Source organism: Pseudomonas soli (assembly GCF_900110655.1).
Classification (GTDB): Bacteria; Pseudomonadota; Gammaproteobacteria; order Pseudomonadales; family Pseudomonadaceae; genus Aquipseudomonas; species Aquipseudomonas soli.
Map to the genome: position 1 here is coordinate 167,262 of NZ_FOEQ01000003.1, position 13,931 is coordinate 181,192.

Annotated in this window: 11 protein-coding genes; all 11 read left to right on the forward strand. The window is 57.2% G+C overall.

Features of this window, described 5'->3' with window-relative positions; genetic code table 11:
• Nucleotides 1-4 precede the first annotated feature (4 nt).
• Nucleotides 5-541 carry a F0F1 ATP synthase subunit delta gene (locus BMY03_RS08745; RefSeq protein WP_023628561.1) on the forward strand — a complete coding sequence of 179 codons (537 nt, stop codon included), beginning with the start codon at nucleotides 5-7 and terminating at the stop codon, nucleotides 539-541.
• Nucleotides 542-562: 21 nt separating this feature from the next.
• The gene (atpA, locus tag BMY03_RS08750; RefSeq protein WP_038707082.1) at nucleotides 563-2,107 is read left to right on the forward strand and encodes a F0F1 ATP synthase subunit alpha; all 1,545 of its coding nucleotides are present in this window, start codon (nucleotides 563-565) and stop codon (nucleotides 2,105-2,107) included.
• A gap of 48 nt (nucleotides 2,108-2,155) precedes the next feature.
• Nucleotides 2,156-3,016 carry a F0F1 ATP synthase subunit gamma gene (gene atpG / locus BMY03_RS08755; protein ID WP_023628562.1) on the forward strand — a complete coding sequence of 287 codons (861 nt, stop codon included), beginning with the start codon at nucleotides 2,156-2,158 and terminating at the stop codon, nucleotides 3,014-3,016.
• Nucleotides 3,017-3,043: 27 nt separating this feature from the next.
• Nucleotides 3,044-4,420: a F0F1 ATP synthase subunit beta gene (gene atpD / locus BMY03_RS08760; RefSeq protein WP_023628563.1), complete on the forward strand. Its 1,377-nt coding sequence runs from the start codon at nucleotides 3,044-3,046 to the stop codon at nucleotides 4,418-4,420.
• A gap of 44 nt (nucleotides 4,421-4,464) precedes the next feature.
• A complete protein-coding gene (locus tag BMY03_RS08765) occupies nucleotides 4,465-4,884 on the forward strand; it encodes a F0F1 ATP synthase subunit epsilon (RefSeq protein ID WP_011536500.1) in 420 nt (139 codons plus the stop codon).
• Between the two features lie 121 nt (nucleotides 4,885-5,005).
• A complete protein-coding gene (gene glmU, locus BMY03_RS08770) occupies nucleotides 5,006-6,373 on the forward strand; it encodes a bifunctional UDP-N-acetylglucosamine diphosphorylase/glucosamine-1-phosphate N-acetyltransferase GlmU (RefSeq protein ID WP_094010831.1) in 1,368 nt (455 codons plus the stop codon).
• Nucleotides 6,374-6,516: 143 nt separating this feature from the next.
• Nucleotides 6,517-7,284, forward strand: coding sequence for a DeoR/GlpR family DNA-binding transcription regulator (locus BMY03_RS08775; RefSeq protein ID WP_046857650.1), 768 nt, complete (start codon nucleotides 6,517-6,519; stop codon nucleotides 7,282-7,284).
• Between the two features lie 12 nt (nucleotides 7,285-7,296).
• Nucleotides 7,297-9,132, forward strand: coding sequence for a glutamine--fructose-6-phosphate transaminase (isomerizing) (gene glmS, locus BMY03_RS08780; RefSeq protein ID WP_094010832.1), 1,836 nt, complete (start codon nucleotides 7,297-7,299; stop codon nucleotides 9,130-9,132).
• Between the two features lie 269 nt (nucleotides 9,133-9,401).
• A complete protein-coding gene (locus tag BMY03_RS08785; protein ID WP_244891305.1) occupies nucleotides 9,402-10,301 on the forward strand; it encodes a TnsA endonuclease N-terminal domain-containing protein in 900 nt (299 codons plus the stop codon).
• Entirely contained in the window at nucleotides 10,294-12,462 is a 2,169-nt protein-coding gene (locus BMY03_RS08790) for a Mu transposase C-terminal domain-containing protein (RefSeq protein ID WP_094010833.1), read from the forward strand. The genes BMY03_RS08785 and BMY03_RS08790 overlap by 8 nt, the downstream gene beginning before the upstream one ends.
• Nucleotides 12,459-13,907: an ATP-binding protein gene (locus BMY03_RS08795; protein WP_094010834.1), complete on the forward strand. Its 1,449-nt coding sequence runs from the start codon at nucleotides 12,459-12,461 to the stop codon at nucleotides 13,905-13,907. Before BMY03_RS08790 ends, BMY03_RS08795 begins: the two co-directional genes overlap by 4 nt.
• The last annotated feature ends 24 nt before the right edge of the window (nucleotides 13,908-13,931 follow it).

Consider the following 13,931-nt stretch of genomic DNA (forward strand, 5'->3'; position numbering starts at 1 on the left):
GATCATGGCAGAACTGACCACGTTGGCCCGACCTTACGCTAAGGCTGCCTTCGAGCATGCCCAGGCCCATCAGCAACTGGCCAATTGGTCAGCCATGCTCGGCCTGGCTGCTGCGGTGTCGCAAGACGACACCATGCAGCGCCTGCTCAAGGCCCCGCAACTGACTAGCGCAGAAAAGGCCGCCGCATTCATTGAAGTGTGCGGTGACAAGTTTGACGCCAAGGCACAGAATTTCATTCATGTTGCCGCGGAAAACGAACGTCTCCTGCTTCTGCCGGAGATTTCGACTCTGTTCGACCTGTACAAGGCCGAGCAAGAGAAGTCCGTGGACGTGGAAGTCACCAGTGCTTTTGCGTTGAACCAAGAACAGCAAGACAAACTCGCCAAGGTTCTCAGTGCACGGTTAGGCCAGGAAGTGCGCCTGCACGCGTCGGAGGATGCCAGCCTGATCGGCGGCGTCGTCATCCGCGCTGGCGACCTGGTAATCGACGGTTCGGTTCGCGGGAAAATCGCGAAACTGGCCGAAGCCTTGAAATCTTGAGTTTGAAGGGGCAGCAGAGCAATGCAGCAACTCAATCCTTCCGAAATTAGTGAAATCATCAAGGGCCGCATCGACAACCTCGATGTCGGCTCCCAAGCCCGTAACGAAGGTACCGTCGTTTCGGTTTCCGACGGCATCGTGCGGATCCACGGTCTGGCCGACGTCATGTACGGCGAAATGATCGAGTTCCCTGGCAGCGTATTCGGCATGGCCCTGAACCTGGAGCAAGACTCCGTAGGTGCAGTGATCCTGGGGGCCTATGACACCCTCGCCGAAGGCATGAGCGCCAAGTGCACCGGCCGCATCCTGGAAGTTCCGGTTGGTAAGGAACTGCTGGGTCGCGTCGTCGACGCACTGGGTAACCCGATCGACGGCAAAGGTCCTCTGGGCAACACCCAGACCGACGCGGTCGAGAAAGTAGCTCCAGGCGTGATCTGGCGTAAGTCGGTAGACCAGCCTGTACAGACTGGCTACAAGTCCGTCGACGCCATGATCCCTGTCGGCCGTGGCCAGCGTGAGCTGATCATCGGTGACCGTCAGATCGGCAAGACCGCCATGGCCATCGACGCCATCATCAACCAGAAAGACTCCGGTATTTTCTGTGTTTATGTTGCAGTCGGCCAGAAGCGTTCCACCGTTGCCAACATCGTTCGCAAGCTGGAAGAAGCCGGCGCCCTGGCCAACACCATCGTGGTCGTTGCCAGTGCTTCGGAATCCGCCGCACTGCAGTTCCTGGCGCCTTACGCCGGCTGCACCATGGGCGAGTTCTTCCGTGACCGCGGTGAAGACGCCCTGATCGTTTACGATGACCTGTCCAAGCAGGCCGTTGCCTACCGTCAGATCTCCCTGCTGCTGCGCCGTCCACCAGGACGTGAAGCGTACCCAGGCGACGTGTTCTATCTCCACTCCCGTCTGCTGGAGCGTGCATCGCGCGTTTCCGAAGAGTACGTCGAGAAGTTCACCAACGGTGCCGTAACTGGCAAGACTGGCTCGCTGACCGCTCTGCCGATCATCGAAACCCAGGCTGGCGACGTTTCCGCGTTCGTTCCGACCAACGTGATCTCGATCACCGACGGTCAGATCTTCCTGGAATCGGCCATGTTCAACGCAGGCATCCGTCCTGCCGTTAACGCCGGTGTGTCGGTATCCCGTGTTGGTGGTGCCGCCCAGACCAAGATCATCAAGAAGCTGTCCGGTGGTATCCGTACCGCCCTGGCCCAGTACCGTGAACTGGCGGCCTTCGCCCAGTTCGCTTCGGATCTGGACGAGGCTACCCGCAAGCAGCTGGAGCATGGTCAGCGCGTTACCGAGCTGATGAAGCAGAAGCAGTACGCGCCAATGTCGATTGCCGACATGGCCCTGTCGCTGTACGCCGCTGAGCGTGGTTTCCTGACCGACGTAGAAGTCTCCAAGGTTGGCAGCTTCGAGCAAGCTCTGATTGCCTACTTCAACCGTGATCACGCCGAACTGATGGCCAAGATCAACGTGAAGGGTGACTTCAACGACGAAATCGACGCTGGCATGAAAGCCGGTATCGAGAAGTTCAAGGCCACCCAGACCTGGTAAGCCGCAGCGGGGGCTCCGGCCCCCGCTTGCTAACCTGATAGGTGATACATGGCAGGCGCAAAAGAGATTCGCAGTAAGATTGCGAGCATCAAAAGCACGCAAAAAATTACCAGCGCCATGGAGAAAGTGGCGGTCAGCAAGATGCGCAAGGCACAAATGCGCATGGCTGCTAGCCGTCCTTACGCGGAGCGTATCCGCCAGGTGATCGGTCATCTGGCCAACGCCAACCCGGAATACCGCCACCCGTTCATGATCGAGCGCCCTGTAAAGCGCGCTGGTTATATCGTGGTGAGCAGTGACCGTGGTCTGTGCGGTGGCTTGAACACCAACCTGTTCAAGGCCCTGGTCAAGGACATGGGCGAAAACCGCGAACAGGGCGTTGAAATCGACCTGTGCGTGATCGGCAGCAAGGGTGCGACTTTCTTCCGCATCTTTGGCGGCAACGTCGTAGCCGCGATCAGCCACCTGGGCGAAGAGCCATCGATCAACGATCTGATCGGCTCCGTCAAAGTGATGCTGGACGCCTACCTCGACGGCCGTATCGATCGCCTCTCGGTGGTTTCGAACAAGTTCATCAACACCATGACCCAAAAACCGACGGTCGAGCAATTGGTACCGTTGGTGGCAACCCCGGATCAGGAACTCAAGCACCACTGGGACTACCTGTACGAACCCGACGCAAAAGAGCTGCTGGACGGCTTGATGGTGCGTTACGTGGAGTCGCAGGTGTACCAGGCGGTGGTCGAGAACAACGCTGCTGAACAAGCGGCCCGGATGATCGCCATGAAGAACGCCACAGACAACGCCGGTGATTTGATCAAAGAGCTTCAGTTGATCTACAACAAGGCGCGTCAGGCTGCGATCACCCAGGAGATCTCGGAAATCGTCGGCGGCGCTGCCGCGGTTTAACGGTTCAAAAATTCAGAGGATCCAGCTATGAGTAGCGGACGTATCGTTCAAATCATCGGCGCCGTCATCGACGTGGAATTCCCACGTGACGCCGTGCCGAGTGTTTACAACGCGCTGAAAGTACAAGGCGCGGAAACCACCCTGGAAGTTCAGCAGCAGCTGGGCGACGGCGTGGTTCGTACCATTGCGATGGGCTCGACCGAAGGTCTGAAGCGCGGTCTGGATGTCGTCGACACCAAGGCTGCCATCTCGGTACCTGTTGGCAAGGCAACCCTGGGCCGTATCATGGACGTCCTGGGCAACCCGATCGACGAAGCCGGCCCGATCGGCGAAGAAGAGCGTCGCGGTATCCACCAGCCAGCGCCTTCGTTCGCTGACCAGGCAGGCGGCAACGACCTGCTGGAAACCGGCATCAAGGTTATCGACCTGGTCTGCCCGTTCGCCAAGGGTGGTAAGGTTGGTCTGTTCGGTGGTGCCGGCGTCGGCAAGACCGTCAACATGATGGAACTGATCCGTAACATCGCCATGGAACACAGCGGTTACTCCGTGTTCGCTGGTGTGGGTGAGCGTACTCGTGAGGGTAACGACTTCTACCACGAGATGAAGGACTCCAACGTTCTCGACAAGGTAGCGCTGGTCTACGGTCAGATGAACGAGCCACCAGGAAACCGTCTGCGCGTAGCGCTGACCGGCCTGACCATGGCTGAGAAGTTCCGTGACGAAGGTAACGACGTTCTGCTGTTCGTCGACAACATCTATCGTTACACCCTGGCCGGTACCGAAGTATCCGCACTGCTGGGCCGTATGCCTTCGGCAGTAGGTTACCAGCCGACCCTGGCCGAAGAGATGGGCGTTCTGCAAGAGCGTATCACTTCGACCAAGGAAGGTTCGATCACCTCCGTCCAGGCCGTATACGTACCTGCGGACGACCTGACCGACCCGTCGCCAGCGACCACCTTCGCCCACTTGGACGCCACCGTCGTTCTGTCCCGTGACATCGCTTCCCTGGGTATCTACCCAGCGGTCGATCCACTGGACTCGACTTCGCGCCAGCTGGACCCGAACGTGATCGGCACCGAGCACTACGACACCGCACGTGGCGTTCAGTATGTTCTGCAGCGCTACAAAGAGCTGAAGGACATCATCGCGATCCTGGGTATGGACGAACTGTCCGAAGCCGACAAGCAACTGGTTGCCCGCGCTCGTAAGATCCAGCGCTTCCTGTCGCAGCCGTTCTTCGTGGCCGAAGTCTTCACCGGCTCGCCAGGCAAGTACGTTTCGCTCAAGGACACCATCGCTGGCTTCAGCGGCATCCTCAAAGGTGACTACGACCACCTGCCAGAACAAGCGTTCTACATGGTCGGCAGCATCGACGAAGCGATCGAGAAAGCCAAGAAACTGTAATCCCGGCGCCCCGCAAGGGGCGCTAATCAGGTTGAGGCAAGCAGATGGCTATGACAGTCCATTGCGATATCGTCAGCGCGGAAGGAGAGATCTTCTCCGGCCTGGTCGAGATGGTAGTAGCGCACGGAAACCTGGGCGATCTGGGTATCGCTCCAGGCCACGCGCCGCTGATCACCAATCTCAAGCCTGGTCCGATCACGCTGACCAAGCAAGGTGGTGATCGTGAGGTGTTCTACATCTCCGGTGGCTTCCTCGAAGTGCAGCCGAACATGGTCAAGGTTCTTGCCGACACCGTGCAGCGCGCTGCCGACCTGGACGAAGCTCAGGCTCAGGAAGCCCTCAAGGCTGCTGAGAACGCGCTGAACGCGAAAAGCTCGGACTTCGACTACGGTGCTGCTGCCGCACGTCTGGCCGAAGCTGCAGCTCAGCTGCGTACCGTCCAGCAATTGCGCAAGGGCAAGTAACCTGGCCTTGGCCGGTCACTTCCAATGCGATTGAGTTAAAGGGTAGCCTCGGCTACCCTTTTTCTTTTCTGAATTTCCCCTTTGGTCACGTCCCTGACCGCCCAGTATTGGTAGCCAGTCAATGTCCCTCGATATCGTCATTCTCGCCGCAGGCCAAGGCACCCGCATGCGCTCCGCGCTGCCCAAGGTGCTGCATCCGGTTGCCGGCAACTCCATGCTCGGCCACGTTATCCACAGCGCCCGCCAGTTGCAGCCCCAGGGTATTCACGTGGTTATCGGCCACGGCGCGGAGCTGGTGCGCGAACGCCTGGCGGCCGACGATCTGAACTTCGTCATGCAGGACAAGCAACTGGGCACCGGCCATGCCGTGGCCCAGGCGTTGCCGGCGATTACCGCCGACACCGTGCTGGTGCTTTACGGCGATGTGCCGTTGATCGAGGTCGAGACCCTGCAGCGCTTGCTGGCCAAGGTCAGCGAACAACAGTTGGGACTGCTGACCGTAACCTTGCAAGATCCGACCGGCTACGGTCGCATTGTGCGTGACGCCGCGGGCAAGGTGACCGCGATCGTCGAGCACAAGGACGCCAGCGAAGCGCAAAAGGCGATCAAGGAAGGCAACACCGGTATCCTCGCCATGCCGGCCGCACGCTTGGCCGACTGGATGGGCCGTCTGTCCAACAACAATGCCCAGGGCGAGTACTACCTCACCGACGTGATCGCCATGGCCGTGGACGATGGCCTGGTGGTCGCCACCGAACAGCCCCACGACCCGATGGAAGTGCAGGGCGCCAACGATCGCCGCCAGCTGTCGGAACTCGAGCGTCACTACCAGCTGCTCGAAGGCCGTCGCCTGATGGCCCAGGGCGTCACCCTGCGCGATCCGGCGCGCTTCGATGTCCGTGGTGAAGTGACCGTCGGCCGCGATGTGCTGATCGACATCAACGTCATTCTCGAAGGCCGGGTAGTCATCGAGGACGACGTGCAGATCGGCCCGAACTGTGTGATCAAGGACAGCACCCTGCGCAAGGGCGTGGTCATCAAGGCCAACAGTCATATCGAAGGCGCGGTGATGGGTGAGGGCAGCGATGCCGGCCCGTTCGCCCGCTTGCGTCCAGGCAGCGTGCTGGAGGCCAAGGCGCATGTGGGTAACTTCGTCGAGCTGAAGAACGCCCACCTGGGCGAGGGCGCCAAGGCCGGCCACCTGACCTACCTGGGCGACGCCGAGATCGGCGCCCGCAGCAACATCGGCGCAGGCACCATCACCTGCAACTATGACGGTGCCAACAAGTTCCGCACGGTGATGGGTGAGGACGTGTTCATTGGCTCCAACAACTCCCTGGTTGCCCCTGTGGAAATCCAGGCCGGAGCCACTACCGCAGCGGGCTCGACCATTACCCAGATGGTTGAAGTGGGACAGTTGGGCGTTGCGCGTGCACGCCAGCGCAATATCGAAGGCTGGAAACGGCCGGAGAAGATCAAGAAGAGCTGAGTTATCCACAGCGCTTTTTGCACAGGGCCGGCTTATGTGAATAAGTCGGCCTTTTTGTTTGCCGGTTGATGCCCGACTTGACGAATCGATTGACTTAGGTTTTGATTGCAACACTTATCTTTCGAATCGAAACTTAAATCCACATGTCGAAACGAAATACCCCTCAACGGCGCCACAATATCCTGGCCTTGCTCAATGAGCAGGGCGAGGTCAGTGTCGACGCCTTGGCCAAGCGTTTCGAAACCTCCGAAGTGACCATCCGCAAGGATCTGCATGCCCTGGAGGCCAACGGCCTGCTGCTGCGCCGCTACGGCGGTGCGGTGACCATGCCCCAGGAGCTGCTGGGCGACACGGTCCAGCCGGTGTCCCTCTACAAGCAGGCCATTGCCCGTGCTGCGGTAGAACGCATCCGCGAACACGCGCGCATCATCATCGACAGCGGCAGCACCACGGCGGCGATGATCCCGCAGCTCGGGCGCCAGCCAGGCCTGGTGGTGATGACCAACTCGCTCAATGTGGCCCGGGCTATCAGCGAACAAGAGCATGAACCCGTGCTGCTGATGACCGGTGGTACCTGGGACCCGCACTCGGAGTCCTTCCAGGGCCAGGTGGCCGAGCAGGTACTACGCTCATACGACTTCGACCAGCTGTTCATCGGTGCCGACGGCATCGACCTGGAACGTGGCACAACGACCTTCAACGAACTGCTGGGATTGAGCCGGGTCATGGCCGAAGTGGCCCGCGAGGTGATCGTCATGGTCGAGTCGGACAAGGTCGGCCGCAAGATCCCCAACCTCGAGCTGCCCTGGGGCAGCGTGAATACCCTGATTACTGATGATCGCCTGCCCGCCGAGGCACGCGACCGGATTCAAGCCCGCGGCATCACCCTTATCTGCGCCGCTATCAGCTAGGAGCAACATCTTATGTGTGGAATCGTCGGTGCCGTTGCTGAGCGCAATATCACAGCCATTCTCATCGAAGGCCTCAAGCGTCTGGAGTACCGTGGTTATGACAGCGCCGGCTTGGCCGTCCTGACCCAGCAAGGCGCGCTCGAGCGTCGCCGCCGCATCGGCAAGGTCAGCGAACTGGAAGGCGCGGTTGCCGCCGACCCGCTGGCTGGCCAACTGGGTATCGCCCACACCCGTTGGGCCACCCATGGCGCGCCTACCGTGCACAATGCCCACCCGCACTTCTCTGGCCATGAAGTGGCGGTGGTGCACAACGGCATCATCGAGAATCACGAGGAACTGCGCGAAGAGCTCAAGGGCCTGGGCTACACCTTTGTCTCGCAGACCGACACCGAGGTGATCGTGCACCTCATCCACCATCTGCTCAAGACCATCCCCGACCTCACCGATGCGCTCAAGGCCGCGGTAAAGCGCCTGCATGGCGCCTATGGCTTGGCCGTGATCAGCGCCAGCCAGCCTGACCGGCTGGTGGCTGCCCGCAGTGGCAGCCCCCTGGTGATCGGCCTGGGCCTCGGTGAAAACTTCCTGGCCTCGGATCAACTGGCCCTGCGCCAGGTCACCGACCGTTTCATGTACCTGGAAGAGGGCGATATCGCCGAGATTCGTCGCACTCAGGTGCAGATCTGGGACCAGGCCGGTCAGCCGGTCCAGCGTGAGACGGTGCAGTATCACGAAGGTGCGGAAGCCGCCGAGAAGGGCAACTACCGCCACTTCATGCTCAAGGAGATCCACGAGCAACCCGGCGTGGTGCAGCGTACGCTGGAAGGTCGCCTGGGCAATGACCATGTGATGGTGCAGGCCTTCGGTCCCCAGGCCGCCGAGCTGTTCGGCAAAGTGCGCAATGTGCAGATCGTCGCTTGCGGTACCAGCTACCACGCCGGCATGGTCGCCCGTTACTGGCTCGAAAGCCTCGCCGGCATCCCTTGCCAGGTGGAAGTCGCCAGTGAGTTCCGCTATCGCAAGGTGGTGGTGCAGCCGGACACCCTGTTCGTCTCCATCTCGCAATCCGGCGAGACCGCCGACACCCTGGCGGCCCTGCGCTATGCCAAGGAATTGGGCTTCCTCGGCAGCCTGGCCATCTGCAACAAGGGCATCAGCTCGCTGGTGCGTGAATCCGACTTGACCCTGCTGACCCTGGCCGGGCCGGAGATCGGCGTCGCCTCGACCAAGGCCTTCACCACCCAGCTGGTCTCGCTGATGCTGCTGACCCTGGCCCTCGGCCAGGTGCGCGGTACCCTCGAGGCCGGTGTCGAAGCCGAGCTGGTGGACGAGCTGCGCCGCCTGCCGGCACGCCTGAGCGAAGCGCTGGCGATGGATGGCGTGGTCGAGAAGATCGCCGAGCTGTTCGCCGACAAGCACCACACCCTGTTCCTTGGCCGCGGTGCCCAGTACCCGGTGGCCATGGAAGGCGCGCTCAAGCTCAAGGAAATCTCCTATATCCACGCCGAAGCCTACCCGGCCGGTGAGCTCAAGCATGGTCCTCTGGCGTTGGTGGACAACGATATGCCCGTGGTGACCGTGGCTCCTAACAACGAGCTGCTGGAAAAGCTCAAGTCGAACCTGCAGGAAGTTCGCGCCCGTGGTGGTGAGCTGGTGGTCTTTGCCGACGAGCAGGCCGGCATGAGCAATGGCGAAGGCACCCATGTGATCAACGTCCCGCACATCAACGATGCGCTGGCACCGATCCTCTACACCATCCCGCTGCAACTGCTGTCGTACTACGTCGCCGTGCTCAAGGGCACCGACGTCGACCAGCCGCGCAACCTGGCCAAGTCGGTGACGGTGGAGTAACGCTACTGCTGTTGAAAAGGGAGGTGTTTTTGAATAATAAAGGTTGTCACAAAACAATAAAGGTTGTCACAACGTAATAAAGGTTGTCACAAGGCAGGCTCTGACCGCACATCGGGCCGGAGCCAGGCCTTGAAGATTCGGGTGACAATCCTCTACTCACCGCTGTGACTGTTGTCCTGGCTTAGCCCGCTCTCTGGGGTGTCCCCCTGTGCACGACACCTGTCCTCGTCCCGGTCGAGCGGGTCGCCCAATTTTGAGCGACTCGAACAATGGCATCCATGCCCATAGCTCCGGTCAAGGCTGCACATCGCAAGCTGATGACCCAGGCAAAAATAGATAAGAAAATTCAATCGGGTCGTGGATGTGGAGTCAGAGACTCCTATAAGCCATGGATCAAAGTGTGGGAGATCAAATCAAAGGGTGTCTCTCACATGATCGCGGGAGTTAAAATTCACCGCACACACCATCTGCTGTCCAATGCAGAGCGAGATTACTTAACTGTACTTGAGCACGATGCCTCGATCATCGATATCCGAGAGCAGTATCCTCTGCTGACACAGGCTGAGACCCAAGCAATTGCCTCAAGTATTAACTGTCGCCACCCTGTATATCCTGGTACGCAAATACCTGTCGTTATGACGACGGACTTTCTCGTTACCTTCTTGGATTCCTCTGGCGAAACTAGGCTAGCTGCTCGATCAGTGAAATATCGAAAAGAGTTTGAGCAGGCTGATCTTCATGCGCGTAATCGAATAGCAGAAAAGCTAGCCATCGAAGAAAAATACTGGGCAATGAGGGGGGTGGACTGGAAGCTGGTCCTGCATGAAAACCTCTCGAAGATAAAATTAGCGAACCTCAAGATTCTCAGGACATACGCCAGTATTCATCCCTCGTTACCGACGGAGAAGAACATCGGCAATTTGCTTGGATACATCGAGGGGGCAAAGACGGATCAAATACCGTTAAAAATTCTTTTGGATAAAGCGTCTCGTGACCTTTACATTGAATATATGGGTGTAAAGCGCCTCTTCCATCACCTGCTATGGAACGGTCGTTTAGAGTCAGATCTTACCTCGAAAGTAATAAGCCTGTCGCAGCCGTTGCACGTATGGCCGAACCAAAGGTCAGCGGCTTTGTCTCTGCCAAACGAGGTTTCCCATCATGCTTGATCTTAAAATCAACAGCATTGTCACTCCTGGCGAAGAACCTAGCCTACTAAAAAAAGCGGTTCGGATCTTAGGCATAGATAATGATTCTGTCATTGTGATTGAGCTGAGTACAAATCCCAGCAAGCCGTGGCAGATCGAGCGGTCCGTCTTGATTGACGATATTGACGCAGGGCGCGCAATCTTAAGTCGAGAAATGGTGCCCTTACATCTGCTCAGAAGCGACGATGAAATTAGTGAAAATGAAAAATCGAGCCGAAATCGAAACTGGAGCCTTATTAGAGGTTTAGTAGAAGATCGCTCCGCCTTGGAAATTCTTGGACCGGGTTTTGGGAAGCTGGTTGCAAGGCATGCCCTAGAGGCAGGAGTAGAGCGTAAACAGATATACCGGCTTCTATACCGCTACTGGAGCATGGGGCAGACACCTAACGCCTTTCTTTGGAACACTAGCGCTTGCGGTGGACGGGGAAAGAAAAAGGATCGATCCTCAGGCATTATCCCCGGTAGGCCACGTAAGTATCGTGGTGTCGTTGTCAATGATGGTGGTGCCATCACGCTGGAACAGCGCCATCTCTCTCATATCCGTTTGGCTTACGGGCGGGTTGCTAGCGGCAAATGCGGCACCCTTAAAGATGCACACAAGTGGATGTTAAACAAATTTTATAGAGAGACTCTGCCGGACGGATCGAAAGGGAATATTGTACGGGGGAGTTACCCGACTACTACCCAGCTTAGATATCACGGTAAATTGTTTTTCGATGATCTCTATAAACTGAAGGTGCGTGGCGGTTCTATCCGATACAACAAAGATCATCGTGCTATCGTTGGGTCAGCATCCCATGGCCTGATGGGGGCTACCCAGCGATATGAGATAGACTCTACTATCGCTGATGTCTATTTAGTGCATCGGGTTAACAGGCTATGGCTCATTGGGCGCCCTATACTTTATGTGGTCGTCGATACCTTTACTAGAATGATTGTAGGGATTCACGTGGGCCTTGAGGGTCCCAGTTGGAATGGGGCTCGACACGCGATATACAATGCTTGCACCCCAAAAGTCGATTTTTGCAAGCGATACAATGTTGAAATAGATGAGGCTGACTGGCCGTGCTCGCACTTGCCAGCAGAAATTGTTGCTGACCGGGCTGAGCTTCTAAGTGAGGCTGGGGCAACGCTGTCGCAAAGCTTGGGACTAGCGGTGCAAATTTTGCCTCCCTTCAGGCCTGATTGGAAAGGGATCATCGAAAGCCGCTTCCGTCTGATCAATGAACACTTGGACTTGAAATTTGTTCCAGGCGGAGTAGATGCTCGTAAAATGGAGCGTGGTGATAGGGACTACCAACTCGATGCGATTTTGGATATCGACGAGTTCACAGAAATGGTTATTGTAGGGGTCTTGGCGCACAATAAGAGCCTACGCATACCACACCTATTAAGCCGCGAGATGATTGCTGACGGTATAGAAGCGACGCCTATGGCGGTTTGGAATTGGTCGAAGGCTAATAGTCCTATCAATTCCAAAGTGGTATCTCCGGCTGAGTTGAAAATTGCTTTATTGCCCTCTCAAGAGTGTCGTATCAGTCGAGGCGGTATTGTTTTCCAAGGCGTACAATATACATGTCAAACAGCCTTGCGTGAGGAGTGGTTGGAGCGCTCGCACAACCTGCGGACGAAGTATGTTCGAGTATTCTACGATCCTAACTCTATTGAAAATTGTTGGATCAAGTCCGAAGCAGGTTTTGAGGCTTTAACTATTGTACCGCAGCAACGGCAGAAATATGGTGGACTACGCATGGAGGAGGTTCTAGATATGGTCCATGTCTTGAACCAAGTTTCGCCGGATGCCCGTTATGACAGTGACAATACTGCGGCGCTGGTAAGGGGGCGGCAAGAGGAAATCCTTGACCGGGCCAAAGCCAAACGTGCCGCACAGGGTGACCCGAAATCGAATGCAGATTTCAAGCGGGACAAACGTGCCAAGCGTGCTACCGAAGCTCAGACCGAGCGCGATTCCCATACCGCTGATCTGAATCAGCTACGCGTTGTGGATAACACGCCTCTTGCGGGAGAAAATTCTAGGCCAGTCACCGGCAGGCCCAGTTCCACAAGAAGCGCAGCGTTTCTGAAACTGGTAGTCAGCGAGGGTAGCGAGATAGAGACATGAACGATTTGACCTTCTCCCCCGCAGAATACATTCCTACAGGCATGCCTCAATATGATGGCAACCCGCTGATTGAATGCTTGCCTAGAATTCTTTCGGATGTTGATGTGGTCAGGCGCGTTGGGAATCTTCCGCCGAAGCCCGACGAGGCCGAACGAGCGTTGCCACCGAAGCTTCGCGGCCATGGGATCAACCGGCTGAAAGATGTTGTGGTTCCATTCGAAATCCATCTGCGCCTCGAAGACCTATTCAGCCAGCTGATCCGCTACGGATATTCGGGCCGCAATCCGCTGTTGGCCTCATCTGTTAGGCATCGGTTGCCTTCCTCGGCAGCGGCCAAGCGCCATGGATTCATGTCCACCGCTGAGACGATGACCCTCATTGGCCTGAGTGGTATGGGCAAGACCACAGCGCTCAATTCCATAGCAAGGCTTTATCCGCAGGTGATCAGTCACAGCAGATATAAAGACGCGATTCTCATCGAAACCCAGGTTGTGTGGCTAAAGATTGAGTGCCCTCACGACGGCTCGTTGCGCGGTTTTTGCGCAGCATTCTTCTCAGCGCTGGACGCTGCGTTAGGCGTCGAAAAATACTCTCGCAGGGGCGGTGCCGCCAACAGCATCAGCGTAATGCTTCAGCACATCAGTCAGCTGTGCAAAACCTTTTTCATCGGTGCTTTGATAATTGATGAAATGCAGCATCTTTGCTCGTCACGTGGGGGGCAGGATCGGGAAAAGTTGCTGAATTTCTTCGTAACTTTATCCAATGATGCTGGCGTTCCGCTTGTCTATGTTGGGACCAACGCAATGCTCCCGCTGTTTTCTGGTGTGTTGCGTAATGCCCGAAGAGCGGCGGGAATTGGGCCAATCGCCTTTGACCGTTTCAGTGAAGACGATCCGTTTTGGCATCACTTGGTGTCCCAACTCTGGGCCTATGACTGGACGGAATCTTGCGCTCCCCTGACGAGTGACCTCCTGTCCAAGATCTATGATCTCACCCAGGGCAATACAGATTTCCTAGCGAAACTGCTTATGCTTGCGCAGCGTCATGTTATTTGGGAAGGAATCGACGCCATTACGCCAGCCGTGCTTCAGCAGGTGTATGACAATCAAATGAGGCTTTTGCACAAGCCCATCGAGGCCCTTCGAAGCGGTGATCCTCTTCAGATTGCTGATTTCGAGGACATGATGCCTACAAAAGACCAAATCGCTCAGATGATGAGCTACGACTTGGCTCGCCGGGCGGACAGGGCTCATCTTTCGCTACTTACACAGCCCGCGATAACACCTTCAACTCTAGCAAAGGACAAATCGGTGCCGAAGGCTCCGAGTCGTACGGTCGTACCGGTTGCTGACGGCGCGTTAACTAACGTGCATTTTTCGAAGGACGAAGACCTTCAGGCTCAGCTCGAACAGCGCGGCTGGGTGGATAGGGATTCTTCCTGGTAATTTGACGCAGGGGAGCTCAGGGCA

Coding starts and splice junctions, on each gene's coding strand:
- BMY03_RS08745 (WP_023628561.1), top strand. CDS start 5: ATGGCAGAACTGACCACGTTGGCCCGACCTTACGCTAAGGCTGCCTTC.
- atpA (WP_038707082.1), top strand. CDS start 563: ATGCAGCAACTCAATCCTTCCGAAATTAGTGAAATCATCAAGGGCCGC.
- atpG (WP_023628562.1), top strand. CDS start 2,156: ATGGCAGGCGCAAAAGAGATTCGCAGTAAGATTGCGAGCATCAAAAGC.
- atpD (WP_023628563.1), top strand. CDS start 3,044: ATGAGTAGCGGACGTATCGTTCAAATCATCGGCGCCGTCATCGACGTG.
- BMY03_RS08765 (WP_011536500.1), top strand. CDS start 4,465: ATGGCTATGACAGTCCATTGCGATATCGTCAGCGCGGAAGGAGAGATC.
- glmU (WP_094010831.1), top strand. CDS start 5,006: ATGTCCCTCGATATCGTCATTCTCGCCGCAGGCCAAGGCACCCGCATG.
- BMY03_RS08775 (WP_046857650.1), top strand. CDS start 6,517: ATGTCGAAACGAAATACCCCTCAACGGCGCCACAATATCCTGGCCTTG.
- glmS (WP_094010832.1), top strand. CDS start 7,297: ATGTGTGGAATCGTCGGTGCCGTTGCTGAGCGCAATATCACAGCCATT.
- BMY03_RS08785 (WP_244891305.1), top strand. CDS start 9,402: ATGGCATCCATGCCCATAGCTCCGGTCAAGGCTGCACATCGCAAGCTG.
- BMY03_RS08790 (WP_094010833.1), top strand. CDS start 10,294: ATGCTTGATCTTAAAATCAACAGCATTGTCACTCCTGGCGAAGAACCT.
- BMY03_RS08795 (WP_094010834.1), top strand. CDS start 12,459: ATGAACGATTTGACCTTCTCCCCCGCAGAATACATTCCTACAGGCATG.